Origin of the sequence: Lysinibacillus sp. NPDC095746 (assembly GCF_044763535.1) — a bacterium.
Taxonomy (GTDB): Bacteria; Bacillota; Bacilli; order Bacillales_A; family Planococcaceae; genus Lysinibacillus.
In genome coordinates this window covers 212,221-237,618 of sequence record NZ_JBIWGL010000002.1, presented here as the reverse complement: position 1 = coordinate 237,618, position 25,398 = coordinate 212,221, and the positions used below count along the sequence as shown (strand labels likewise).

The following is a 25,398-nucleotide window of genomic DNA, read 5'->3' as shown; positions in this document are numbered from 1 at the left end:
GCAATTGCATTATTATTTTTTGTAACTACTTTTGTTCTTACGTATTGTACGTCTTATGAGATTCAGTTTCGAACATATAATGACCTAGAAAAGCTGAATATTCGAGCTACGATAAATTTATTAGGACAAATTTTGTCAGACAGTGTAGAATCGTAGTTATAAGAAGGTGATTCGAATGCGAAAAATATATTTAGTTGGTTTTATGGGCTCCGGCAAAAGTGCGTTAGGAAGACGTTTAAGCTATTTGTTAAAGATGCCTTATTATGATATGGATCATGAAATCGTTCGGCAGCAGGGAATGACAATTCCACAAATATTTGAAAAATACGGAGAAGTACGCTTTCGAGAAATAGAAACAGAATTTTTGAAAAATTTCCGGGACGAAGCTTGTATTATTTCAACAGGTGGTGGCGTTGCGATCAATGCTGAAAATCGAAAAATAATGAGACGCAGTGGGCTCGTGTTTTTTTTAGATGCGACATTCGAAGATATATACAAACGAATACAGCATGATCCGAACAGACCAATTGTACAAAGTTCAACGAAAGAGGAGTTAGAGAAGCTGTATCATTATAGAAGAAGATTCTATCGTGAAACGGGACATATACAAGTGTTAACAGAGGGCAGAACACTCCGCCAAATTCTTGAGTATTTAGTATTCCAAGTTAAAAGATTGAAAGGCGAACATTAATTAAAATAAATTGATTAAACGTTCGTGTTTTGATATAAATTAAAAAATGATTGCCTTTTCAATGCAATTAATGTTAGGATATAGACAAATAAGTAACTAAATGTTCATTGAATACTAAATAGTACCAAGATGAATCTTGGGCGGATGATTGTGCGGGGAGAGCACGTGTAGACGTCACCGAAGGAGCAAATAACAAAATGTTATGAATCTCTCAGGTAAAAGGACTCGTACAAGACGCAACTCTGGAGAGAGCTGTAGTACTACAGCCACCAAAGGGGAAAGCCGGCTGTTTGGCATTGTAGGTATGCGAGCCAGTCTGGTGTAACTTTCAGGTTTAAGGACAGAGAATCCCGAAAAGGGGTTCGTCTGTCTTTTTTTATGTCTAAATGTTTTGCCTAATGTTGTTAGTTCCTTTTCCTTAATTGAATGAGCAAACAGGGGAAGCATGATTGCACTTATAAAAAGCAGACGAACTACTACCAGTAAAAAATGTAACTACCATTAAGGGGGCAAAAATAATGACGAATGAATTAAAGCGTACACCTCTATTTGAAGAATATGCAAAGTATGGTGGTAAAACAATCGACTTTGGCGGATGGGAATTACCAGTGCAATTCTCTTCTATTAAAGAAGAGCATGATGCAGTACGTAATCGTGCTGGCTTATTTGATGTATCACATATGGGTGAAATTTTAGTAACTGGACCTAATTCACTAGAATTTTTACAAAATCTTTTGACAAATGATATTTCAAAAATTGCAGTAGGTCAAGCGCAATATAATGCAATGTGCTATGAAGATGGTGGCGTTGTCGATGATTTATTAACGTATAAATTAGCAGACAATCATTATTTATTGTGCGTAAATGCAGCAAATATTGAAAAAGATTATGATTGGATGATGGAAAATCAACATCAATATGATGTAACGATCGACAATCAATCAGATGCTTATGCACAAATTGCCCTTCAAGGTCCATTAGCAGAAGAGGTTCTTCAAACATTAACAGACACTGATTTAAAAACAATTAAATACTTCCGTTTCCAAGCAGACGTTGAAGTTGCTGGTCATAAAGCATTAGTATCTCGTAGCGGTTACACAGGGGAGGATGGTTTTGAATTATACGGCTCTCCAGAAGATATTAAAGCTTTATGGAACGAAATTTTAGAGGCTGGAAAAGACAAAGGCGTTGTACCAGCAGGTCTAGGTTGCCGTGATACACTTCGTTTCGAAGCAGGTCTTCCATTATACGGGCAAGAGCTTTCAGCGACAATTTCACCTCTTGAGGCTGGTATTGGTTTTGCTGTGAAATTAAATAAAGAGGGCTTTAATGGTCATGATGCATTAGCGGCACAAAAAGAAAATGGACTGTCACGTAAAATTGTAGGTATTGAAATGATCGATAAGGGGATTCCTCGTCATGGCTATAAAGTGTTTAAGGATGGTAAGGAAATCGGTGAAGTGACAACAGGTACTCAGCTTCCTTCCTCTAAACGCAATGTTGGTCACGCATTAATTGACAGTCAATTCACAACTATCGGAACTGAATTGGAAATCGAAATTCGTGGTAAGCACTTAAAGGTAGTAACAGTTGAAACACCGTTTTACAAACGTTCAAAATAAAAGTTGAAAAGAGGGACCTACATTTATGAAACATCGTTATTTACCAATGACGGAGCAAGATAAACAAGAAATGTTAGACGTAATAGGCGTATCCTCAGTTGATGAGTTATTTGGGGATATTCCAGAAAAAGTACGTTTTAAAGGCCTATATGATATTAAAGACGCAAAATCTGAATCAGCTTTATTAAAAGAATTAACGGCACTTGCTGCGAAAAATAAAGATACAAATGCTAACGTATCGTTTTTAGGTGCAGGCGTATACAACCACTATAAACCAATTATCGTGGACCATGTTATTTCCCGTTCGGAGTTTTATACAGCGTATACTCCATATCAACCAGAAATTTCACAAGGGGAATTACAAGCAATTTTTGAATTCCAAACGATGATTGCAGAGCTTACAGGTATGGATCTTGCAAACTCTTCTATGTATGATGGAGGAACAGCATTAGCGGAAGCGGGTATGCTGGCAGCTGGACATACACGCCGTAAGAAAATTTTAGTATCTGAGGCAGTTCATCCTGAGTATCGTGATGTCGTTGCTACATATGCATACGGTCAATCCATTGAAATTGTTACTGTTCCACAAAAAGATGGTGTGACAGATGTAGAAGCTTTAAAGGAACTAATGGATGACAATACGGCAGCTGTTATTGCACAATATCCTAACTTCTTTGGTCAAATAGAGGACTTACAAGTGATTGGTGATATTGCACATGAAGCAAAAAGTTTATTTGTCGTATCTGCAAATCCACTGTCACTAGGGGTTTTAACACCACCTGGTAAGCTAGGTGCTGATATTTGTGTAGGGGACGCACAGGTCTTTGGTATTTCTGAAGCATTTGGTGGTCCGCACTGTGGTTTCTTCGCAGTAACAACGAAGCTAATGCGTAAAGTTCCAGGTCGTCTTGTTGGTGAAACAGTAGACGGTGAAGGACGTCGTGGTTATGTTTTAACATTACAAGCACGTGAGCAACATATTCGTCGTGATAAAGCAACATCTAATATTTGTTCGAACCAAGCGCTTCTTGCACTTGCCGCTTCTGTAGCAATGACTGCTCTTGGCAAGCAAGGTGTTCGTGAAATGGCTATGCAAAACATTGCGAAAACTCGCTATGCTAAAAATGCCTTTGAAGCTGCAGGCTTCACAGTAGCATTCCAAGGTGCACACTTTAACGAAATCGTTGTAAAGACAAATAAATGTGTGAAAGAAATTAATAAAGGCTTAATTGAAAAAGGTATTATCGGTGGTTATCCTTTAGGTCAAACATATGACTCTCTTAAAAATCACGTGCTAATCGCTGTAACAGAATTACGCACGAAAGAAGAAATTGATGCACTTGTTGCGGAAATGGGGGCTCTTAATGCATAACGAAAATCAATCACTCATTTTTGAAATTTCCAAAGAAGGTCGCGTAGGTTACAGCTTAGAAGCACTCGATGTACCAGAGGTTGATCTCGCAGATTTACTGCCAGCAAACTTAGTACGCGTGGAAGCAGCGGAATTACCAGAAGTATCTGAGCTTGATATTATGCGTCATTATACAGCACTTTCTCGCCGAAACCACGGTGTGGACTCTGGCTTCTACCCTCTTGGTTCTTGTACGATGAAATATAATCCTAAAATTAACGAGGCAGTTGCCCGAATTTCTGGTTTTGCAAATGTTCACCCATTACAGGATGAGTCAACAGTTCAAGGTGCAATGGAGCTTCTTTACGATCTACAAACTTCATTAGTTGAAATTACAGGTATGGATGAAGTGACATTACAACCAGCGGCGGGTGCACATGGTGAATGGACAGCATTAATGATGATTCGTGCTTTCCATGAAGCAAACGGTGAAGGCCATCGTAATAAAGTTATCGTTCCTGACTCTGCTCACGGTACAAATCCAGCATCGGCAACTGTTGCAGGCTTTGAAACTATCACTGTTAAATCAGATGAAAATGGTTTAGTAGATATTGAGGATTTACGCAAAGTAGTTGGTGCTGATACAGCGGCATTAATGCTAACAAATCCAAATACACTTGGTCTATTTGAAGAAAACATTATCGAAATGGCAGAGCTTATCCACTCTGTTGGCGGTAAAGTATACTATGATGGTGCAAACTTAAACGCAGTTATGAGTAAAGCACGTCCTGGTGATATGGGCTTTGACTGCGTACACTTAAATTTACACAAAACATTTACAGGTCCTCACGGCGGCGGTGGCCCAGGTTCAGGTCCAGTAGGTGTAAAAGCAGATTTAATTCCATTCCTTCCAAAACCAGTTTTAGTAAGAACAGAGGAAGGAACATATCACTTCGATTACGACCGTCCACAATCAATCGGTCGTGTTAAACCTTACTACGGTAACTTTGGTATCAACGTACGTGCATACACTTATATCCGTACAATGGGTCCAGATGGCTTAAAAGCTGTTACAGAATACGCTGTACTAAACGCAAACTACATGATGCGTCGCTTAGAGCCATTCTACGATCTACCATATAACCGTCATTGTAAACATGAATTTGTATTATCAGGTCGTCGTCAAAAGAAACTTGGCGTTCGTACTTTAGATATCGCAAAACGTCTGTTAGACTTTGGCTACCATCCACCAACAACTTACTTCCCGTTAAATGTGGAAGAGGCGTTAATGATCGAGCCAACAGAAACGGAATCAAAAGAAACATTAGATGCATTCTGTGATATAATGATCCAAATTGCAAAAGAAGCAGAAGAAAATCCATCTATCGTACAAGAAGCACCACATACAACAGTCGTATCTCGCTTAGACGAAACACGCGCTGCTCGTACACCTGTGCTTCGCTACCAAAAAGCATAATTAACTACCATAGCGTCCAATGAGTACTTTAGTACTTGTTGGTCGTCTTTTTTTAATCTTTTTGATAAACGGAAGAAAAGGTCCGAGCGACGGAAAGAAGGTCGAAAGCGACGGAAAAAAGTCAGAGCGACGGAAGGCTGAGCCAAAGCGACGGAAAAAAGTCAGAGCGATGGAAAGAAGAATCAAAGCGACGGAAGAAAAAGTCAGAGCGACGGAAAGAAGAGTCGAAGTGACGGAAGAAAAGGTCCGAGCTACGGAAAGAAGAGCCGAAGTGACGGAAAGAATGATCCGAGCGACGGAAGGCTGAGCCAAAGCGGCGGATAAAAGTCAGAGCGATGGAAGAAAAGATCCGAGCGACGGAAAGAAGAGTCAAAGCGACGGAAAGAATGATCCGAGCGACGGAAAGAAGAGCAGAAGCGGCGGATAAAAGTCAGAGCGATGGAAGAAAAGGTCCGAGCGATGGAAAGAAGAGCAGAAGCGACGGAAGAAAAGGTCCGAGCGACGGAAAGAAGAGTCGAAGCGACGGAAAGAATGATCCGAGCGACGGAAAGAAGAGCAGAAGCGGCGGATAAAAGTCAGAGTGACGGAAGAAAAGGTCCGAGCTACGGAAAGAAGAGCCGAAGTGACGGAAAAAAGTCAGAGCGATGGAAAGAATGATCCGAGCGACGGAAAGAAGAGCAGAAGCGGCGGATAAAAGTCAGAGTGACGGAAGAAAAGGTCCGAGCTACGGAAAGAAGAGCAGAAGCGACGGAAAAAAGTCAGAGTGATGGAAAGAAGAGTCGAAGTGACGGAAGAAAAGGTTCGAGCGACGGAAGAAAAGCCGAAGTGACGGAAAAAAGTCAGAGCGACGGAAAGAAGAGTCAAAGCGACGGATAATAAAACCCCATCACAATGCCCCCGCCATTGAACCACTACCCCCTATAAGATAACTATTTAATAAAAGGGGGCATATTGATATAATTACATTAATTTGTATTTTAGTTAAAATAATTATATATTTTACGATAAAATGTAACAAAATTGTTCGAATTCATGTGAGGAAAGGGCTGATAGTTTAAAAATGCAAGCGATTCAAGTTGAATTGAGTTTACCAGCAAACAGTGTTTTGAATAATACATATAAAATAAAAGAAGTACTTGCTACTAGTAAATTGTCCTTTGTTTATATCGCGGAGAATATTAATGAAAGGAATCAAATAATTATTAAAGAGTTCTTTCCAAATGACATAGCTTTACGGGATTTAGATAATAAAACAGTCGTTAATCGTTTGCCATCAACAAAGCAGAAGTTCGAGGATTTAAAAGCTATTTTTCTAAATGAAGCGTTAATTTTGCAGCAAATAAATCATCCCAATATCGTCAAATATATGGACCACTTTGAAGAAAATGAGTCGATTTATATTGTGATGGAGTATTATGAGGGGAATTTATTAGATCAATATTTAAAGGATTATCCTATTAATAATAGGGATCATTTGTACACAGGTGTATTCCTCCCTGTAATTGATGCTTTAAGCTATTTACATAAAAAAGGCATATTACATCGAGATATAAAACCAACTAATATCATGATAGATTTAGAGGGTAAGCCATATTTACTAGATTTTGGTTCGGCGATTTTTTATAAAAACGATAATGATTATCAGATTTTTACTAGCCCAGGTTATTCCCCGCTTGAGCAATATTCAAATATATCAGAGCAAGGTGTATACACAGATATTTATAGTTTGGCAGCAACATTTTATTATTCTCTTACAGATATTATTCCTTTGGATAGCTCGCAACGCATAATTGAAGATAAAATTGTAAATGTGAGAAAATATAATGCGAAAGCGAGTATTATTTTATCTCGAACTATTATGTGGGGGCTGGCAGTACAGTCAAAAAAACGATGCTCTTCGCTTAAGTATTTAGAACTTGTTGTTACTATTGAAAATACTGCCAATAGGCTAAAAAGTTATTTCGAACGATGTAGATCTAAATTGCTAAGTAAATAATTTCTATGATTCAATATAACCATTTTTGATTTAAAATATATATTTTTACAACTGCTTATGAACTAGGTATTTTTACTCAATTAGCTATTTTTTTATAGTAAAAATAATAAAAAAATACACTTTTACTATTAAAAAATACCATAAATTTTACCATGTTTATTTTTTACTAAATATACATTTATGTAAATTATTTAACATAAAATCCTAATGTAAATATTGACAATAAAAATAGATGTTGTATAGTTACTTGTGATACATAATGTCATCAGTGAAGTGCGCATATAAAAGAATCTTCAGTAATTCTATATATGAGTGACTGTTGTATATAAATAATTGTATATAAATAATTACATACTCATATAGAAAAAAATAGCTATTGATTTTTTTGTTTGGAATTACCATTTTGTTACTTAATAGTATCATTTTAGGTTAATCATGAATTACGATCATATTTTATGTGCTAATCACTAATTGACTATGCTTACTCGAAATTCGTAACAAAAAGGAGGGATGGCTGTATAATCATACGGCCGACTGAATGGAGATTATTAGTCAAACAAACAGAACTATGCTCTTTGAGGAAATTAATCCAGAAAAAATGGATTTAATTACACTTGTTGGAGATGTAAAAGGGATTGACAGTCTTAGTGATGAAAAAATTAAAGAAATTAATGAAAATCTTCTTGTCAAAAGCTTCGACGAGTTTTTAGATAAGTTTTCTCCGACGGTATACTCATTCTACAATGCTGCTAACCAAAAGGTTATGTATACATTAAAAAAACCTGAAGGAATTCAAGATGACTGTATTTCTGAAATAGCTATAGACCAAAATAATGATTTTTTAAAAATGCTATTTACCCTCATCGATACGAAAAGAAGTCAGGGCATTGCGAATGTTGATTTTAAGTTTGAAAATTTGCTTGATATGATCTCTCCTAAAAAGGTTATGGACGACATACGACAAGTCCGAAAAGAAATCCATTACCTATATGGTGAATATGACAAGTTAGATGAAGGCGATCCAAAAAAATTGGATACAGGGGACAAGCTAAACCTAATGTTCGAAGTAGCAAGTAAAAACTACAACAATGTCATGGCGATGCTTCCTTTAGCAATTGAAGATATTAAAACGAGACTATTGTTAGGTGCTAATCAGGATGAAGATGAATCCGAAAAATTACAAATTGGGACACTTTCTATTGGTGACAATGGTGAATTAAAAATCATTGAGGCACCGCAAAATAATAGCTCGGAACTGATGGTTATTGAAGACAATAGTAACTATGGTTTAAGCACAGTTTTTGAAGAGGACTACGAGGCAATTACAGAGTCACCATCCTCTTATGTTAAGGATTTGGTCGTAAGAACTTTCTCTCCTTTACCAGCTGTGAGAGCTGAATTAGATGTAGAAACAGAGGTTCAAAACTACAATACTTACTTAGAATTCTATAAGGATGCTAAGGATGAGTTTGTAAAAACAGTGAAGCCATTAGTTGAAAAGCTATTAGGCGTAAAAATGTACTTTGATCAGTATGCAACTAAAAACAAAGGTATGCAGCCCTCGTTACTTGTAACGAATACAAAGTTAGATATGCTCGTTAAAAGTAATAATCTACCACGATTACGCACGTATTTAAACACGGTTAACTCCAAAAATGACTTTACAGATACAGTATGGTACGGAATTGTCCCTGCACTAGAATTAGAAGCTTCCGGAAAAATGAAAGTTAGTAGAGCTAGATTTAAAGGGAACGATAAAGTTGCCAAGCAAGAAGGTAATACTATGGAATCATTATCTATTCTTCTTGACACTGTGAAAGACTATAAAATACAGATCTTCTTCAACTTCATGGCAGAAGAAGAAACGACATTCAATGGAATTGCTACTGCAGGTATTGATCGCTTGATCGATAAATGCTCAGTGCTTATTCGAAAAGATTATAGTGAGTTTGCGATACCATGTTTACCGAACTTCACGATCATTCCTAAAGATAAATCAGGTGTAATCATTGATACAAGAATGCAGACAACGGAAAATGGAGCGCGATTATCTAAAGAAAAAGAAGATATTTTAAAACTTTGGATAGAGGGCGTTTATGTTGGTGCTAGCTATGTAGCGGCAGGTATTGTTTCAGCTTATCAATGTCCGGAATATTTGAAAGATTCTTTCAGAAATGTTCAGAGAAATTATCCTGGTGTACGCTTCGATATTGAAGCTGGTGATAACTCACTAAGAACCGTTACAACAATGGCGAAAGAAATCTCAGGATTTACTAATAATATTAAAGATGCTATTAACAGCAGAAGCTTTGGCTTTGTATTCTCATCAGAAAATGCACAGCTTCAAGATAAAGAAATTAAACGTATTACCGTGTATAAAGCTAGAAGTTTAGCGATGGAAGAAGATGGATTTGATTCGATCTATAAAACACAAGTGAGTACGTATATTGAAAGAATTTTACGATTCCAATCAGGTGACTTTAAGCATGAAAATATCGTTCGATTCTTTAGTAATAATCCAAGTAGTCAAAAGAGTAAATGGATTAATGATAAAGGCTACGTAAACTCCATTATTCAAGATGGAGATGACATCGGCTACATTATTGATGAAAAAACAAGCACTTGTCAGATTGACCTGGTATTTAATGGTAATGTTAAGAACCTTGAAGTCATGATTACAAAGGCAAGTAGTGCTGTTAAGGCCTAACAAATTTGCACATACACTCAAAAACTTTTTAAGTCGTATGTTTAAGATTTATTCTTAAATCTTTTAACATAAATATTAGAATCTTTCGAAAGTTATAAGGTGAAAAACATTACATATTTCTCCATGCATTTATTTGATTAGCATGGGGGAATGCATACAACTAGTTATACATTTCACCTATGAGGCTTTTTGAAACGATTCAACAAAAATTTTAGGAGGTACTAAAAATGGGTTTTGTATTAAAAGTAGAAGGATCAGAAGCAATTGAATTAGGGTTAGATAGCATTATGTCTGTTCAGTATGAAACAGATACTCCAAATGATTCTAACGCGCGTTCAACAGATGTAGGAGCAACTTTAAAAATTAAAGGTAAAATTCTTACTGCAACTGATGGTGATAATTCTGATGACACAATGAAATTAGGATTATGGTCATTAGTACCAGCTGAAAAAGCTGACTGTTACCGTAAAGTAACTTTAGAAGTTATTTCTGCTGATCAAGTAGTAAGAAAAATTCATTTCCCAAATGCTTTCGTTGTTGACTATTCAGAACAGTTTGGTGACACAGAAGGTATTGGTGAATTCTACTTATTCATTAAGCAAAAGAAAGACAAAACAGACTTGGCGAAAATCGAAGGCGGCTACGCTGTTTAAGATTGCTGCTTGATAGCTATTCCACATTATCTAAGGGACTTTTATAGTTCCTTAGATAATTTTGAATAATCCTAATACTGGGGATGAAAAATATGAAAACGCATTATGAAACTTTAGGTGTTAGTAGAGACGCCACGCAAGCACAAATAAAACTAGCTTATCGAAAACTATCCAAAAAACATCATCCAGACGTGAGCGGTGGAAACAAAGAATCTGAAAAGATTTTCTTAGAGGTGACAGAGGCATATAAAGTACTGAAGGATCAAGCTTCAAGAGAAGCGTATGATGCAGGGCTAGATGGCGCTAGTCAAAAGTGGGGTAATGGGCAGACATCTGAAAAGCAGTCTTCGCGCCAACATTCTACTGAAAAAAAACCAGATTTTAATATGAGCAATATTGAAAAGAACTTTGAGCATTTTTTTGGTTTTAATCCTAAAACAAAGGAAATGGGATCAACCCTTAATAAGAACGCAAAGAAGAATCCACTAGATACAACTGATTTATTTGAACGTTTTTTTTACAAGTAAAACGAAGCCATAGCTAGTATGAAGGAGTGTGATACCATGTATGACCAAAATTCAATGAATGCATACACTGAAAACCCAAAGAAACTAATGATTATAAAATTAATCGATATTATTATTGTCACAATCGCCTTCTTTTTCATTTTATACGTATTTGTCATGAATCAGAATTTTATGTTGAAAACAATTATTGGACTAATGCTGGTCATACTAGCAATTGTTTATGGCTCTGTTAAGTATGAAGCAAAAGATAAAAATAACGAAGTGACAAAAAAGAAAATTCGAAAATTAGTTCTCCTCAATGATCGTGGAGCTGAAATAGATGAATGGGAGATTGATGATCAAACATCATTACTTATTGGGAAAAGTTCAGCAGATAATAAGGCAGATATCGATTTAAGCGGAACTGAATATGAATCGCTTATCAACTATGAACATGCCGTATTAAATAATGTTTCAGGAGTATGGTACATAGAGGATATTGATTCGGTAAATGGTGTTGGTATCAAAAAAGCCCACAAGCGCGTTAAAAACAGAATAAAACACGAAAACCCTTACCCGATAGGTAATGGTGACACAATATACATAGCAAATACACGGATTTTAGTGAAATAGAGACAAGTAAATTCGTAAACATAGACGGGGGATAGCGAAAATGAGTTTGATAAGATGCACAAATGGTCACATGTTTAGTTCCAGAAGACATAGAAATGTATGTCCGTATTGCAACGTAATGGTGGAACAGGAGCAAAGACCAAGCGGTCAGCAAGTAGCTGTAGCTGAGGTAGATGATAAAACAATGCCATATCTCGGAGAAATGGATGGCATTGATCCGGTAACAGGATGGCTAGTTTGTATTGAAGGGCCACAAATGGGGCGAGACTATCGGATTTTATCGGAAAAAAACTTTATTGGTAGAGCAGAGGATATGCACATTCGGATTGTTGGAGATAATTCGATTTCTCAGCGAAACCATGCAGTCATTGTTTATGACCCTAAAAAAAGGAACTTCTATTTACTTCCAGGTGATGCTTCTGGCTTAGCGTATCTAAATAATGAAGCAGTTTATACACCAACAGAACTTGCAGCGTATGATGTGATTCAGTTAGGCAGAAGTATGTTTCTTTTTATTCCCTTATGTGGTGTTCATTTTGAATGGGAAAACAACAACAGTGAGGAATGATGACGGATGGATCAGAAACTACTGCCATACATAATTGCACTTATTTTTATTGTTGTACTCGTTGCATTATTAATCGTTAGAAACATGCTTGCGCAACAAAATGAAAAAACAAAAATAGCAGTAGGAAATGGTCAAACGATTGGCAGACGTGATGAGCAGGATGATTATTTCTCTACAGCGGAAACGAACGATGGAACAATAGCTGTACTAGCAGATGGTATTAGTGGTTTAGCAAACGGTAGGATGGCAAGTACGGTTGCTGTTAATACATTTATTGAAGAATTTAAAAAGCTAAGCGGTCTAAACAATTTAGAAAAATTTTTTAAGGAGGCAGCTTTTGCAAGTAATCATATGATTGTTGAAAATTTAAATGGCTCGAATGGTGGTACTACATTAGTAGCAGCCGTTATTGATAATAACGGATTTCTTCATTGGGGAGCAGTTGGCGATAGTGTTATAACCATATTCCGAAACGGAGAATTCAAGGCCATCAATCAAAAGCATATTTTTGAATCAGTGTTAACTGAGCGATATATATCTGGTGAAATATCTCAGCTTGAGGTGCAAGAAAACCCTTTGAAAAAGAGACTTATCAATTATTTAGGGTATGAAGGCTTTAAAAATATGGATATCGGAAAAAGTCCGATTCAGCTAAATAGAGGGGATAAAGTATGTCTATTTAGCGATGGCGTCTATGATACTTTAACAGAGGTTGAAATGGAACAAATTCTCTCTCAGCAAGCTACTCCCTATGATATTGCTCAAGACATAATAAAAGCTGTCGAACAAAAACGCTTAAAAAATCAAGATAATGCAACGATCGTTATTTTGGAAAAAACATGGTAATCATTTTACGTGTGTTATAAATGAGTCAGTATATGAGGAGGAGTAATCATGAGAAAGGAAAATAGCAATTTTAAAACAAGCTTTTTATCCGAAGCGGGCTCATTTTTGCAAAATAAAGATTACTTTGCCTATACAGAGCTAGACGATGTAGCCTGCTGGGTAGCGGTAAAAGGGTTAGATTCTGATCAGGAAATAAGTAGTGCGGAGCTTGCTGTAAAAGCAATTTTAGAAAAATTTATGGAAAAGCCATCCATGTCCAGACGGAGAATTAAATATTACTTAAAATATGCACAAGATATACTTCAAGCTCAAAGTTTAAGGGTGAGGTTGAAGGCTAGTATTGTCATTGTCGTCTCAGATTACTCAAAGATGATTGTAGCCGTAGCAGGAAATTCAAGATTGTATCATTTCCGTAATGGGACTTTATCTTTTAAAAGTACGGATCAAAGCTTAGCGCAAGAAATAGTGAATGATAGGAATCGTTCGCTCGATATTAGTCAGCATGAGGAAAGGACTAATTTGCTAAATTATCTTGGCAAACCAAAAGATTTCAAGCCTTTTGTTTCAAAGAAAATGAAGTTAATGGATGACGATGTACTAGTGCTTTGTACAGCTGGCTTTTGGGAAGATGTCAATGAAATTGAAATGGCCGATGCGTTGGAAGATGCAAAAGAGCCTGAGAAATACGTTGATGTATTAGAAGAAGTACTGTTAAGCAGGCAAAAGAAAGTCGTCAATAATTACACAATTGCGGCAATATTTGCTAATAAGGTTTATCAGGAAACAAAAAAGAAAAAAATGAAATACATCAAAATGATTACAGCTGCATTAGTGCTGGCTTTGGTCGTAGGTGGAGGCACGATTTTTTATCAGGCTAAGCAAGCTAAAAAAATGGCTGAATTAACCATCGAGATGAAAGATCACGAAAAGAGTGGAAACCAGTATTTCCAAGATGGCACTTATGATAAGGCACTGCTGGAATATAGTGAGGGCAGAAATGCTGCTAAAAAATTGAAGGATCCAATACATAGAAATGTAATAGCGAGAAAATTAAGAGTTACCGATCTGATTATCAGTGGAGATAAAGCAGCCGAAGAAGGTAAATTTAACGATGCACTTGAGAAATATGAAAAGGCTAAAAAAGAAGGAAAGCTTATAAAAGACTTTGGGAAAGCAGTAGTTGAACAAAGAATCGCCAATATGGATACTATTGTACAAATTGCTGAAGCCGTGAAAGATGGAGATTTTCGATTTGAGGCAGAAGATTATAATGGGGCTCTAGAAACGTATCAAAAAGCAAGAAAAAAAGCCCTAACAATTGCCTATACAGGCGAACCTGAAATTAAGACAAAAATAGAAGAGACAGAGGCTAAAATTGCTGAATTGAAAAAGGCCCAGAAGGAATTAAAAGCTGAAGGTTTAGAAAAAAGCGGAGATCAGAGCTATGCACGCCAAGAGTTTGGAAAAGCAATTGAATACTATACACTTGCACAGGAAATTTATCAGGAGACAGAGCTGTTGTCGAAAGTTTTAGGTCTTGAGCGAAAGGTTATGAACGCCAATGATAAATTAAATCCTCCTCCTCAAGCACCAGCTGCCGATACAGCGCCTGATCAGGTTGCTCCGCCTACGAATGAAGGAACAGCTGCAGGTGAGCCATCTGATGAAAGAGGGAAAATAAATTGATGAAAGAGCTCATGATTGAACGGTTACGCAAAATAGAGGATTTAGAGCAACGTCAACTGCTAAAGGATATTGTAAGTGGCGTTTTTGTAAATTTAATCGACTACCAGGATGACATGAACAAAAGGCTTGAAGAGCGCGTATTCAATGAAATAGATGATGCTGAGAATAGGTTTGATATTTATGTGACGTTAAGTTCTAAGGAAGATGTTGACCCTATTCACGAATGCTTATTCCCGATGCGACAAGCTGACTTAGAAAGTAAATCAATCCAAATAAAAAAACTGCTTGAATCGCTTAAATACAATGAACCAGCTGTGTTGTTCACCTTATTTTTAGCGTGTGATTCCATGCAAATACAACAGTTACTTGCCGAGCAGCGACTCTTTAATGGAAGGCTAGTTACGACGGAAGGACAAGTGGAAATTAAGGTCAGCCTTTCACAAAATACAGACTATATACAAGAAATGAACAAGCTGTATCCGCTCTTCCAAATAAATGGATTACCATGGAAAACCATTAATCATCCATTTGTTTATAAATTTTTTAATGTCAATTTAGTAAATTGCCCACCTTTAGATGAGAATGCTGAAATTACTGAAATAATCATTGATTTAGAAGAGTATGAGGACAAAAAACGTCTAAATATGGTTCCGTTATGGAATATTGAACGTCATGAGGTCAAAAATGTCGGGTTTCCAGTTCCTGCTATCGATAAAGTGAATTTTGAACATGTCCTTTCCGTACGTAAAATCGGAAACGAGCATGGCTATCTTGTTGAAGCAGAAGAGGATAATGTTCGTTACGTTAAACGTTCAGACAATGAATTAACGATAGTTTCACCTCAGGATAAGTCAGGGGTTTGGCAGCTAATCAAAATTGCAAAAGTGGAAGATGAGAAGATTGGGAAATTAAATTACGAGCTCGTATCAAATCGAAGAATCGAGCATTTTATCCACAAATTCGCTAACAAGTATACAGCTACTGTTAAAACGAAAGGTGAAATTACACGAATGATTAACTCCTTTGAGGCAGCTAATCGTTTTGAGCTTGTCGATGTCGAAATAGTGGAATCTTTCTCAGGAACAAGCTTTACGCACTCCGCGAACCCGTTCTTAACGGAAATGATGGGAGAAAATAATCATAGAAAAACGATGCTATTAAAATTTAAGGCGGAAGAGGAAAGAAACTTTATCGCAAACGATATATTAAGCTTCCTCGTATCAGAAGTACAGCGGCATTTCTTCGAATATGAATGTGTAGGTGTTTGGCTATGAACTATATTTGGGATTTGCTTATTAAAGCTGAGGATGAAGGCCTTTCTAAAAAGGATATATATTTTCATCTTGCCGAAGCCTATTCACCCTATATGGAACTTAGTCCACAACTATTAAATGCACAAGATGTTGACCAGCACGTTGAAGTAAATCCGTACTATCGCTATTACGGAATTTTTAATGGTCTTTTTCATCCTGATAATACTTCAGATATAGAGTTTAGGAATTATCTTTTGGATACCGTATTGCATTTTTTAGCTGAAATTGATCGTATGCAAGGTATGAATAAAAGAGAGTTTTATATTCGCTTTATTTTGAGGGAAATCGAGGCCGATGTATTTGGTAAATTAGTGCGTGACAATATTCATGCCTTTACGAAAAAGGAGCAAGAAATAGTCGCCCTCAACATGCTAAGACTGTACCGGACTGGTGAAGAAATTTACTTATTAAAAGATACGCTGAAAAGGCTCTTTAAAAATTGCATGATTTATGTGAAATCGGAAGACCAGGATGAGCTACTTGTATACATCCGTCAAAAGCAGACAGAACAGAATGAGCGAAAGGTACAGCTTGTACAAGAAATTTTTCTGCCAATAGGCTTTCATATGGAGGTTTATTGGCAATATCACTTCGGCATTATTGATGCAGAGGAAACGATGAAGCTAGATCGAATAGCTCTTTACTAAATAGGGCAGAGGAGGCATTCCAATGACAACTAAATATTCATATAAGCTGTATGCCAATAAGCGTAACACAGACAAGAAATATATGACCTATACACGAGTAGAATTAATGGAAATGACAACCTTCCAGCTTAGAAATATTTGCTATAAGGAAAAGCTTGTGACTGGGCTTATTAATACACTGACAAGAGACGAGTTAATCGACAAAATTTTAAGATACCGTGGCTCTGAAGAAAACCCTCTTATTAGAGAAAAAAAGGATGGGGGTTTTGAACGAGTAGAAGCGGCCATGCAAGAGTATTTAAAAACACCGATGTCTGACAATGGTGACATTAAAATTCCTGCCAAAATGAGCTTATATAGCGGGATGAAGATTGATAAACCCGACCAGTATTTCGTTGAAACAGGCGGTTTCCTTGTTGAATCTAATGTACTGCTAGTTAATGAGCAGCTGGAGCTTTGTGGCATCCTTAATATCCTTAAAGATGACGAAGTCCCAAATCAATACTATTTCGCTGCTGACCAAGCAATTGGAATTCGGAAGACAAACAATAAAAACTATAGCTTTATTTTTTTAAGAAAGCAAGATTCAGAGTATATCTATAAGACGTACTATCAGGAGACCCCACTTCCGCCAACAAATCTTCATTATTATAAAGTTCCAATACCAGATTTAGAGATGAAACAGCTGGAAACAACGAATGCCATTCTTGCGATTGACTTTGGTACAACCAATACAACGGCTGGTGTTTATTTAGAGAGTGATTATGTGTCCTCTCCTTGCAGTCATGATTTATTAAATAACAGAATTCAGCTAAATAGCATCAATTTTGTGCAATTTCCAGATCCACTTCATCAAAACGAATGGATTGAAGTAGTGCCGACAGTCATGACTGTAGCAGATTGCTCCAATGCAGATCAAGTAGGCTATCACTTTGGTTATGAAGCGTTAAAAATGATGAAAAAAAATAGCTATACATCATTGGCTACGAAATTCCAAGGTATTAAACGCTGGGTTAGTAATTATGCCAAGCTGGAAGAGGTGATGGATGCTAACGGGAATACGGCACTTGTTCCACGGAGCCAAATTATAAGAGAGTTTATGCTTTATATTATTCGAATGGCAGAGCATCAATTTAAATGTCGCTTTAAGCATTTACATATTTCCAGTCCTGTTAAGCTGAAAACACAATTTTTAGATATGTTTCGTGCGATTTTACCTGAATATCAAATTGAAACGGAGCATGCTCTCGATGAAGGAATGTCGGTTCTTTATAATACGATTGCCAATCAAATAGAGAATAATAGTTTTCTTGATGGCAAGGAATATAAAGCACTCGTGATCGATTGTGGTGGCGGAACAACAGACCTTTCTTCCTGTAAGTTTCGGATAGAGGACGGACATATTTCTTACAAAATTGATATTCATACTACCTATGAAAATGGGGATACGAATTTTGGAGGCAACAATATTACGTATCGTATTTTCCAATTTATGAAAATCGTCTTTGCCAATTATTATAGTCGAGGAAAGAATGATTATGATATCGATGCATTAATCGATATTCCAGGTAAGGATATTTATCGATTTGTAGACGATCATGGTGTGGAAGCAGTGTACGAGCAATTCGAAAAAGCCTTTGTAGATGCCGAAAATATTATCCCTACACGCTTTAAAGAATATGAAAATCGCACACGTGATGAATACCTCCGTGTCCGCAATAATTATTATTTCTTATGGGAAATGGCAGAAGAGATGAAGAAAGAGTTTTTCCGCAAAACGGGTATATTAAGAAGTCGTTTTTATGCGGATAGCGATATGCAGCATGATAGTGATTTAAATGTCACAGCAGTAGACCGCTGGTGCCTGTCGTTGGTGGAAAATAATCAATTTAAAGAAGTTTATGACTTCCCAAATGTCTTTTTCAATATTAAAGAAATCAATCATCTCATAAAGGCGGATATTTATGATATCGTGCGGGAGTTTTTAGAGGAATTTTATGAGAATGGCATACTGAGTGACTATTCCATCATTAAATTAACGGGACAATCCTGTAAAATAGACGCATTTCGCGAGGCTTTAAAGGAATTTGTACCAGGACGCAGCATTGAGTTTAGACAAAAGGCTGAAAATATCGGTAAAGTTCCAGAGTTAAAGCTTGCTTGTTTAAGGGGAGCGCTTCGTTATTTAAATGCCAAAAAAATCGGCATGATCGAAACAGAAGTGACGAACCATGCGCCAGTTGTCCCTTACGCTGTCAGTGCCTTTACACATAATCGTCAGGAAAAATTATTGATTAGTAGCTTAGAAAGATTAAATCAAATTCACGGTACGATTTCTCGTCCATGGGGTGTAAAAGAGGTGGAATTTTTCCTTACAGGCAACGACGAGCACTCATCGTATAAATACACTTACTTAAATCGTCAAGAGGATTATACACCTGTTCTTTATGAGAATATTGCCATGCACTATCAAGATAAAATTCCGCAGGACGAGACGGACTCCATCACGAATGGAGAAGTGAAGTTCTTTGTCTTTGCCGGCGAAGATCATTGGGGCTTCCATGTAGTTCCAGTAGCGCGAAAAGACGAACAGTTGTTTATCGGAAGCAAGGAATTCTTTGCCTTCGAAACCGATTTGTCTGAGCTGGATTTCTTTGATGGATTAAAGTAAGCAGTGAAAAACAAGAAAAGAGGTGGGTGACAGCTTGTTTGCCAATCGATATCCACATTTTCAAAAGGGCCGCATTTTAAAGCGAGAAATGCTGGAAAATTTGCGAGATTACCCAAGAGAATTTTTAGATTTATATTTCCAAGATTATTCTAATGGCATTATTGCTGGTGCCAATATTGTCGTAGCAAATACAAGCCTCATCATTACAAAAGGCATTATCAAGCATAACGGAAAGCTCTATACGCTACCTAGTAGCTATGAGCTTCCTTATGAGGCAACAGGAAGCGAAATGATTCTGAAAGTACGATTTGCTGAAGAAGTGAATGAATTAGATTTTAGAAGCCTCGACACTGAAATTATCCTAGATGATTCATTAGAGCTTGCAAATAATGAGCTAGAGTTGGCACGCTTTAAATTAAAATCGGGTGCAAAACTGCGTTCGGAGTATATTGATTTTTCCGATTTTGCTACTGAATACAATACGGTTAATTATCTTCACAGTCAGTATGCAGGTTTTCAAAAAAGCACTTACCATCCAATCATTTTGCACTATTTTGCACGAGAGCTGTTAAAAAATCGACCAGCGAATCCGTACGATATAGCTTTTGCTTTAGAATGCATAAATCAGGAGCGGGTTCAACGAGATGCAATTGATTTCTATATTTGCAATCGGCTAGAGCTAGACTATCAAACATTTTCTAATAGTCAAATTCATAAATACTTGAACCGTATTTTATTGGAATCAAAACGTGGTGGTCGTATGACTGGGCACAGTCAAGGGCGACCGAAGCGCATGATTGTTGACTAACTGATGGTCTGCTAATGAAAAAACGTTCAAGAAATGGAAGGTGAATGGGTTGAAATTTTTAGATGAACAAATTATCGCCCTTAGAAACGAAATGCGAGAGCAGGAACAACATGAATTAGCTCAAAAGGAAGCAGCTTTAAAAGCAGAGCAAACACCACCTGAGGAGCCTATACAGGAGGAACAGTCTGAGCTAGAAGCAATTGACCTTTACAAGGATTTTGTCAATATAGATGAGCAGGAAGTGCCAGTCATTGATCAGCATGTCCTGGAAGGGAAAATTTCGTTCCGAATGCCGAAAATATTTTCAATCATGCCAGCACAGTTAGCCTCATTAAAATATCCGTCAGAACGAAGACCGAACATTATTTATACAGATGAATCATCTACTATTAATCTAGCTTTCAACAAGACATCACATTCTTTACCTGATGAGGGTGTAGCTGAGTTTCAGGAAAATATGATTGACGCTCTTGAGCAAGCTCAGCCTGCAGCAGAATGGTTTGATACAGATGTGATCAAAATAGATGACAAAACAGTTGGCTTTATCGAGGTCATGACACCTGCCATTGATGGTGAGATTTTTAATTTAATGTTCTTTGTATCGATTGATGGGAAAGCGCTTATCGGTACGTTCAATTGTATGGAGGAGGATACCGAGACTTGGCGTCCTATCGCAAGAGCGATGATGGAAACGATGCAATTTGCACCTAACGGAAGGATAGGAGGAGTATGACGATGAGCGAAGTAGTAACTGCCTATCATAATATTCAAATATTACCATTCAAGCTGGTGAGCATCCAAGAGCTTACGCTCACTAAGAAAATGAACGAGCACGCGACATTACACTTCACGGGCATTGTACCAGAGGAAGTTCGAGATCAGTATGTCGAAATGACAGAGGTCCATTCAGCGATTGAAGTGAATCAGCTCGATCATTTAGGTGCACCTACCCCGTTATTTAAGGGGGTTATATTAGGTGTCAAAGTACATACAATTCGGGGAATTTACTACATCGAAGTCGAAGCTGCCTCCAATACTTACTTCCTCGATATTAAAAAGAAAAATTGCTCCTATCAGGATATAGGGATGACCTATTCTTCCTTATTCAAACGAATGAGTCCCCTTTACCCTGGTCTCGATGTCATCGATGAGGCTTCAAAAGGAGGAAAATTAGGCAAGTTTACCTTGCAATATCGAGAAACCGATTGGGAGTTTTTAAAACGTCTTGCCTCCCGCTTTAACACTGGACTAGTTCCTGCAGCTACTTTCGATAAGCCAAAGTTCCATTTTGGTGTTCCTACAGGTCATGCAAAAGGAAAGCTAGAAGACTATCATTATACGACAAGAAAAAAACTAGCAGACTATCTCCTCTATACAGAGAACGGCAATGATGGTATGGGAGAACATGACTTTATGTACTATGAAGTAGAAACCGATAAGGTACTTGCCATAGGCGACCACGTAACCTTCCATAAACATATACTCTATGTTTGTGAAGCTTATACGTCGATGAAGGATGGTTTACTAAAGCATCATTATACACTTTCAACGAAGAAAGGTATGAACAAGAGTGAAACCTTTAACGAAGAAATTTCGGGTGTATCTATAGAAGGTAAGGTGCTAGAAGTTGCCAAGGATCATATTAAGGTCCATCTAAACATTGATGAAAAACAGGATAAAGACAAAGCGCATTGGTTCCTCTACTCAACGGTTTATACAGCTGAGGGGCATAGTGGCTGGTATTGTATGCCTGAAATTAACGACTTTGTTCATGTATATTTCCCTTCGTATCGAGAAGAAGAGGGAATTGCTAGCGGCTCAATTCGAAAAAATTCAGACAGCACCGCAACGAATAAACTAGATGATCCTTCGACGAAATATTATAGAACAGCCTTTGGCAAAGAAATTAAGATGAGTCCAACGGAAATTGTCATTACAGCACAGGATAACGATATTTTTATCCGTTTAAATGAAGCGAGCGGTATTGAAATTTTTAGTAAAAAGGAAATTAAGCTTATTTCCGAGGCAGATATTTCAGTCAATGCAAGCAAGAAAATTCTGTTGTCTGCGGAAGAAGAAATTTCACTAAAATGCAAGGAAAGTAAAATAACGATGGATGGCAGTGTGCAAATTTTCGGGAAAGAAGTAAAGGCCAATTAATAGCCCGTAGATGGGTTTCTTAATTAATAGAAAGAAGGAGACACATATGCAAGCAGAGGAAGTTTTACAGCATTTTTATGAAACGGAAGTAGAGAAAAGACGGTTGAAATATCTCTTTGCGTTAGAGGATTTTTTCCAAGCCTCAAAAGAGGAGCTTGCAGAGGAATTTAGAAAATCCTTTCAAATCATTTGTCGTCAGCTACAGCAGCAACAAGCTCTTCAACAGAAAGGCCCAATTGGACATATTACGTTCTCCATGCTACGTACAGAGCTACTGGAGGGGCGTCATCACTATTTGGTGGAAGGGACAGATGAGGAATGGTTCTTTGATCAACGTCCTATTTTAACTACGTATGATGCAAGTTGGGCTTTAAGCTTTTTAGAGCAATTTGCTGAGGAATTATATTTATACAGCAAGACATTCATGGGAGCCATTACCCAAGCGGATATTGAGCACATCAAGCTAAAGGAAGCGACTCATTTCCATCAATATGTTATTAGCCTTGCTAGATATGCATTGCCAGACATTATTAGATGTCCCGAATATTTAGCACTTGATCGTGAAGTTGCTGTAGAAATTCGTATAGGTGAATTTTTGGATGTCAATGAAGTTGTCTATAGCGAAGATTTCTCCTCGAAGGATATCGATGAAATTAAAGATTGGCTAGCTCAAAAATTAGAGGATGAATATGCATATGAAGTATTTAGCAACTTAAATTTATCTGGTGGCAACTATGAAGACCTAGATATTCAATATGCCTTTTTCCAGAAAACGAAATTAGCACATAGTCAAATGCGAAATTGCTTACTTATTGGAGCTAACTTAAAGGATAGTCAGCTTATGGACACTGATTTAAGTTTTAGTTCAATCCATGAGGCAGATTTTAGCAATAGTCAATTACAAGGTGCAAAGTTCCAACAAGCTCAGGGAGCAAGCGGGCTAACTGATCGACAGCAGTGGGAAATGCCAGGCTACCACCCAGTGCGCTTTACTGGCGCTAATTTAGAAGGGGCTGATTTTGAGCTTGCTAATTTACGAGGTGCTTGCTTTGTCGGGGCTAACGTCAAAAATGCCCGTTTTGAAGGCGCCAATTTAGAAAAAGCCGTGTTCTCGAAGGAAGCACGGGAGCATCTAAAGCTAGATCCATTCCAAACAGCGAGTGTCATTTGGAAATAGATGTCGTGAAAAAGGAGATTAAAAGATGAACTATTTTATTCTATCTCAGGATGAGCGTATCTCGAATGCTGTAGAACCAGTTGGCATTTCAAAAATTATAAAAAAAGAACTATTAACAGTGGAAAGAATGGAAGAGCTAGATGAGCTGGAGCGTCAATTTCCTGTTTTAGATAAAAGTGAAAATGACTATATCGATTTTATCGAAAAGCCCATTGCTCTTTTAGCTGATCCAGTGAAGCAGCTAGTGGAAAAATATGAGCCGCGCTTACCATTTAAAGCAGTTGTTCTCGTAGATATGCCGAAATTAAAACAGACGTTATATTGGCTCTCGATCCCGCCAAAAGTAGCCTGCCTTTCAGCACAAACCGAATTCAATCTAGACGGAACGCTGAAAAAGCTCGTTATTGATGAGACTTTGGCCGCACCATACACTTTCTTTCAAATTGAAGGGATTAAAGAGGATTATATCATTATCAATATTGAGCTTGCGGAAAGTATATTGCGCCGAGCATTTCGAGGTATTCGATTACGTAAAGTGCAAACAGAAGGCAAATGGAACGAGATCTTTCAAATACATAGTGTAGGAGAGAATTAACATGAAAAAAAATGGGCATCGGTTGCTTTCGCAGCATTAGTACTAGCTGGTTGTGGGGCAGGTGAGGCTGAAAAAGGTGAGAAAAAAGAGCCCGTAGCTGAACAGGGAAGCGCAGCTAAAGTAGATATGAGTAAAGAAAATTTGGCTAAAAGCTTTAAAGAAGGCACATTTAAGGCAGATGTCATGGCAATCGGTCTTCCAAAAGATATAAACGAGAAAGTGGAAAAAATTACAGCAGCTATGCAGGCTTCTCTCGCAAAAAATAAAGAGTGGTATTTAGAAACAGTTGCCGGTCTAGCTGAAGGTGAGAAGCTTCCCTATGATGAAAAATTAGGCATTACAGAAGACGAATATAAGTTTTTCCTAGAGCTTAATCAGCATTTCCAGCTCGGAAAAATTGGCGAAAGTGATATTACTATTGCCAAAAAGGATGATCAGACAACGATTGAAAATCCTACAGCTACAATTGTGAAGAAGCTAACAATTAGCGCGGATGGAAGCACATTGCAAAGTGATTTAGGTGATCTTTCATATGTAGAGGAAATCAAAGCTTCCGATGCACAAAAAATAACAGGAAAATGGAACGGTCATTTATATCGCATGGGTGGCGATGATACAAAGCAGGTTCTCAAAGTTTCAATTGGCCAGCTAGAGGATAGCAAGAAAAACATTATTTATACAGAGTTGTATGAAGAAGGTAAAGAGCAAAAAGACGAAATCATTATGTTCTAAAGTGATTTGTTTTTTTAGCGATATCTAGGCATTCAAGCATCGCGATATAGATTCTTAAAAGCGGAAATAGCAACGTATTATTTTCGCTTTTGAGTGTGCAACGGCGAGGTGAATGCACTTTTCTTATAGAAAGGGTGGTTTTTGATGGCAGATGAAATGCAGACAAAAGGCGATGAGCAGCGCAGTTATGTAGTCGCTGGTGCCAAATTATCGTGCTCGCAAGGTGATCAGACAAGCATATTAAAGATGCCTGTAAGCCATGGCGTTTATACAAAAGACAAGGCAAAAATGAACACGATGGATTATAAACCCTATGTCAATATTCAACCCTTTGGTTTATGTCAATCATTATCTAATCCTACGGTAGCAGCTGCAACAGCGGCTAATAATGGTGTTTTGAAACCGATGCCGTGTACACCAGTAGTCACAATGCCATGGATTAACGGAAAGTCCGATCAGTTGATTGAGAATTCTCCCGCGCTGATCAACCAATCTACTAATATGTGCATATATTGCGGGACGATAAAGGTAGAAGATGATGGTCAAGAATAAGCCATTA

The 25,398-nt window shown here is 37.4% G+C and carries 24 protein-coding genes and 1 riboswitch; all 24 genes read left to right on the top strand.

Going from position 1 to position 25,398, the window contains the following annotated elements; translation table 11 throughout:
• The first annotated feature begins 175 nt into the window (after positions 1 to 175).
• Complete coding sequence (locus tag ACIQ7N_RS03005; RefSeq protein ID WP_274068306.1) at positions 176 to 691, top strand: shikimate kinase; 516 nt, start codon at positions 176 to 178, stop codon at positions 689 to 691.
• Between the two features lie 144 nt (positions 692 to 835).
• Positions 836 to 928, top strand: a riboswitch (glycine riboswitch).
• 281 nt (positions 929 to 1,209) lie between these two features.
• The gene (gcvT, locus tag ACIQ7N_RS03000; RefSeq protein ID WP_402930200.1) at positions 1,210 to 2,313 is read left to right on the top strand and encodes a glycine cleavage system aminomethyltransferase GcvT; all 1,104 of its coding nucleotides are present in this window, start codon (positions 1,210 to 1,212) and stop codon (positions 2,311 to 2,313) included.
• A 25-nt stretch (positions 2,314 to 2,338) separates the two neighbouring features.
• The gene (gene gcvPA / locus ACIQ7N_RS02995; protein WP_248716471.1) at positions 2,339 to 3,685 is read left to right on the top strand and encodes an aminomethyl-transferring glycine dehydrogenase subunit GcvPA; all 1,347 of its coding nucleotides are present in this window, start codon (positions 2,339 to 2,341) and stop codon (positions 3,683 to 3,685) included.
• Positions 3,678 to 5,141 carry an aminomethyl-transferring glycine dehydrogenase subunit GcvPB gene (gene gcvPB, locus ACIQ7N_RS02990; protein WP_402930198.1) on the top strand — a complete coding sequence of 488 codons (1,464 nt, stop codon included), beginning with the start codon at positions 3,678 to 3,680 and terminating at the stop codon, positions 5,139 to 5,141. Before gcvPA ends, gcvPB begins: the two co-directional genes overlap by 8 nt.
• 19 nt (positions 5,142 to 5,160) lie before the next feature.
• Positions 5,161 to 5,448, top strand: a complete 288-nt coding sequence (locus tag ACIQ7N_RS02985) for a hypothetical protein (protein ID WP_402930196.1) — start codon at positions 5,161 to 5,163, stop codon at positions 5,446 to 5,448.
• Positions 5,449 to 5,579: 131 nt separating this feature from the next.
• Positions 5,580 to 5,798 (top strand): hypothetical protein, encoded by a 219-nt coding sequence (locus ACIQ7N_RS02980; protein ID WP_402930195.1) that lies wholly within the window; start codon positions 5,580 to 5,582, stop codon positions 5,796 to 5,798.
• A 403-nt stretch (positions 5,799 to 6,201) separates the two neighbouring features.
• Positions 6,202 to 7,137, top strand: a complete 936-nt coding sequence (locus ACIQ7N_RS02975) for a serine/threonine-protein kinase (RefSeq protein ID WP_402930193.1) — start codon at positions 6,202 to 6,204, stop codon at positions 7,135 to 7,137.
• Between the two features lie 538 nt (positions 7,138 to 7,675).
• On the top strand, positions 7,676 to 9,844 hold the full coding sequence (locus ACIQ7N_RS02970; protein ID WP_402930191.1) for a transcriptional regulator: 2,169 nt from the start codon (positions 7,676 to 7,678) through the stop codon (positions 9,842 to 9,844).
• Positions 9,845 to 10,071: 227 nt separating this feature from the next.
• Positions 10,072 to 10,497 carry a membrane-associated protease 1 gene (locus ACIQ7N_RS02965; RefSeq protein WP_402930189.1) on the top strand — a complete coding sequence of 142 codons (426 nt, stop codon included), beginning with the start codon at positions 10,072 to 10,074 and terminating at the stop codon, positions 10,495 to 10,497.
• Positions 10,498 to 10,589: 92 nt separating this feature from the next.
• Positions 10,590 to 11,024, top strand: coding sequence for a J domain-containing protein (locus ACIQ7N_RS02960; protein ID WP_402930187.1), 435 nt, complete (start codon positions 10,590 to 10,592; stop codon positions 11,022 to 11,024).
• Between the two features lie 36 nt (positions 11,025 to 11,060).
• Positions 11,061 to 11,636, top strand: a complete 576-nt coding sequence (locus tag ACIQ7N_RS02955) for an FHA domain-containing protein (RefSeq protein ID WP_402930185.1) — start codon at positions 11,061 to 11,063, stop codon at positions 11,634 to 11,636.
• Between the two features lie 40 nt (positions 11,637 to 11,676).
• Entirely contained in the window at positions 11,677 to 12,204 is a 528-nt protein-coding gene (locus tag ACIQ7N_RS02950; protein ID WP_142507236.1) for an FHA domain-containing protein, read from the top strand.
• 6 nt (positions 12,205 to 12,210) lie between these two features.
• On the top strand, positions 12,211 to 13,050 hold the full coding sequence (locus ACIQ7N_RS02945; RefSeq protein ID WP_402930183.1) for a PP2C family protein-serine/threonine phosphatase: 840 nt from the start codon (positions 12,211 to 12,213) through the stop codon (positions 13,048 to 13,050).
• Between the two features lie 48 nt (positions 13,051 to 13,098).
• On the top strand, positions 13,099 to 14,736 hold the full coding sequence (locus tag ACIQ7N_RS02940) for a PP2C family protein-serine/threonine phosphatase (RefSeq protein ID WP_402930181.1): 1,638 nt from the start codon (positions 13,099 to 13,101) through the stop codon (positions 14,734 to 14,736).
• The gene (locus ACIQ7N_RS02935; protein ID WP_402930229.1) at positions 14,736 to 16,010 is read left to right on the top strand and encodes a normocyte-binding protein; all 1,275 of its coding nucleotides are present in this window, start codon (positions 14,736 to 14,738) and stop codon (positions 16,008 to 16,010) included. Before ACIQ7N_RS02940 ends, ACIQ7N_RS02935 begins: the two co-directional genes overlap by 1 nt.
• Positions 16,001 to 16,696, top strand: coding sequence for an iron-dependent peroxidase (locus ACIQ7N_RS02930; RefSeq protein ID WP_402930180.1), 696 nt, complete (start codon positions 16,001 to 16,003; stop codon positions 16,694 to 16,696). The genes ACIQ7N_RS02935 and ACIQ7N_RS02930 overlap by 10 nt, the downstream gene beginning before the upstream one ends.
• A gap of 22 nt (positions 16,697 to 16,718) precedes the next feature.
• On the top strand, positions 16,719 to 19,367 hold the full coding sequence (locus tag ACIQ7N_RS02925) for a molecular chaperone (protein ID WP_402930179.1): 2,649 nt from the start codon (positions 16,719 to 16,721) through the stop codon (positions 19,365 to 19,367).
• Between the two features lie 34 nt (positions 19,368 to 19,401).
• Positions 19,402 to 20,175 (top strand): DNA and RNA helicase, encoded by a 774-nt coding sequence (locus ACIQ7N_RS02920; protein WP_402930177.1) that lies wholly within the window; start codon positions 19,402 to 19,404, stop codon positions 20,173 to 20,175.
• A gap of 40 nt (positions 20,176 to 20,215) precedes the next feature.
• Positions 20,216 to 20,908, top strand: a complete 693-nt coding sequence (locus ACIQ7N_RS02915) for a hypothetical protein (protein ID WP_402930175.1) — start codon at positions 20,216 to 20,218, stop codon at positions 20,906 to 20,908.
• A 2-nt stretch (positions 20,909 to 20,910) separates the two neighbouring features.
• Positions 20,911 to 22,335, top strand: a complete 1,425-nt coding sequence (locus tag ACIQ7N_RS02910; RefSeq protein ID WP_402930173.1) for a hypothetical protein — start codon at positions 20,911 to 20,913, stop codon at positions 22,333 to 22,335.
• Positions 22,336 to 22,381: 46 nt separating this feature from the next.
• Complete coding sequence (locus ACIQ7N_RS02905; protein WP_402930171.1) at positions 22,382 to 23,512, top strand: pentapeptide repeat-containing protein; 1,131 nt, start codon at positions 22,382 to 22,384, stop codon at positions 23,510 to 23,512.
• 25 nt (positions 23,513 to 23,537) lie between these two features.
• Positions 23,538 to 24,107: a serine protease gene (locus ACIQ7N_RS02900; protein ID WP_402930169.1), complete on the top strand. Its 570-nt coding sequence runs from the start codon at positions 23,538 to 23,540 to the stop codon at positions 24,105 to 24,107.
• A gap of 126 nt (positions 24,108 to 24,233) precedes the next feature.
• A complete protein-coding gene (locus tag ACIQ7N_RS02895) occupies positions 24,234 to 24,839 on the top strand; it encodes a hypothetical protein (RefSeq protein ID WP_402930168.1) in 606 nt (201 codons plus the stop codon).
• 144 nt (positions 24,840 to 24,983) lie between these two features.
• Positions 24,984 to 25,391 (top strand): DUF4280 domain-containing protein, encoded by a 408-nt coding sequence (locus ACIQ7N_RS02890; protein ID WP_289418889.1) that lies wholly within the window; start codon positions 24,984 to 24,986, stop codon positions 25,389 to 25,391.
• The last annotated feature ends 7 nt before the right edge of the window (positions 25,392 to 25,398 follow it).

Coding starts and splice junctions, on each gene's coding strand:
- ACIQ7N_RS03005 (WP_274068306.1), top strand. CDS start 176: ATGCGAAAAATATATTTAGTTGGTTTTATGGGCTCCGGCAAAAGTGCG.
- gcvT (WP_402930200.1), top strand. CDS start 1,210: ATGACGAATGAATTAAAGCGTACACCTCTATTTGAAGAATATGCAAAG.
- gcvPA (WP_248716471.1), top strand. CDS start 2,339: ATGAAACATCGTTATTTACCAATGACGGAGCAAGATAAACAAGAAATG.
- gcvPB (WP_402930198.1), top strand. CDS start 3,678: ATGCATAACGAAAATCAATCACTCATTTTTGAAATTTCCAAAGAAGGT.
- ACIQ7N_RS02985 (WP_402930196.1), top strand. CDS start 5,161: ATGAGTACTTTAGTACTTGTTGGTCGTCTTTTTTTAATCTTTTTGATA.
- ACIQ7N_RS02980 (WP_402930195.1), top strand. CDS start 5,580: ATGGAAGAAAAGGTCCGAGCGATGGAAAGAAGAGCAGAAGCGACGGAA.
- ACIQ7N_RS02975 (WP_402930193.1), top strand. CDS start 6,202: ATGCAAGCGATTCAAGTTGAATTGAGTTTACCAGCAAACAGTGTTTTG.
- ACIQ7N_RS02970 (WP_402930191.1), top strand. CDS start 7,676: ATGGAGATTATTAGTCAAACAAACAGAACTATGCTCTTTGAGGAAATT.
- ACIQ7N_RS02965 (WP_402930189.1), top strand. CDS start 10,072: ATGGGTTTTGTATTAAAAGTAGAAGGATCAGAAGCAATTGAATTAGGG.
- ACIQ7N_RS02960 (WP_402930187.1), top strand. CDS start 10,590: ATGAAAACGCATTATGAAACTTTAGGTGTTAGTAGAGACGCCACGCAA.
- ACIQ7N_RS02955 (WP_402930185.1), top strand. CDS start 11,061: ATGTATGACCAAAATTCAATGAATGCATACACTGAAAACCCAAAGAAA.
- ACIQ7N_RS02950 (WP_142507236.1), top strand. CDS start 11,677: ATGAGTTTGATAAGATGCACAAATGGTCACATGTTTAGTTCCAGAAGA.
- ACIQ7N_RS02945 (WP_402930183.1), top strand. CDS start 12,211: ATGGATCAGAAACTACTGCCATACATAATTGCACTTATTTTTATTGTT.
- ACIQ7N_RS02940 (WP_402930181.1), top strand. CDS start 13,099: ATGAGAAAGGAAAATAGCAATTTTAAAACAAGCTTTTTATCCGAAGCG.
- ACIQ7N_RS02935 (WP_402930229.1), top strand. CDS start 14,736: ATGAAAGAGCTCATGATTGAACGGTTACGCAAAATAGAGGATTTAGAG.
- ACIQ7N_RS02925 (WP_402930179.1), top strand. CDS start 16,719: ATGACAACTAAATATTCATATAAGCTGTATGCCAATAAGCGTAACACA.
- ACIQ7N_RS02910 (WP_402930173.1), top strand. CDS start 20,911: ATGAGCGAAGTAGTAACTGCCTATCATAATATTCAAATATTACCATTC.
- ACIQ7N_RS02905 (WP_402930171.1), top strand. CDS start 22,382: ATGCAAGCAGAGGAAGTTTTACAGCATTTTTATGAAACGGAAGTAGAG.
- ACIQ7N_RS02900 (WP_402930169.1), top strand. CDS start 23,538: ATGAACTATTTTATTCTATCTCAGGATGAGCGTATCTCGAATGCTGTA.
- ACIQ7N_RS02895 (WP_402930168.1), top strand. CDS start 24,234: ATGAGTAAAGAAAATTTGGCTAAAAGCTTTAAAGAAGGCACATTTAAG.
- ACIQ7N_RS02890 (WP_289418889.1), top strand. CDS start 24,984: ATGGCAGATGAAATGCAGACAAAAGGCGATGAGCAGCGCAGTTATGTA.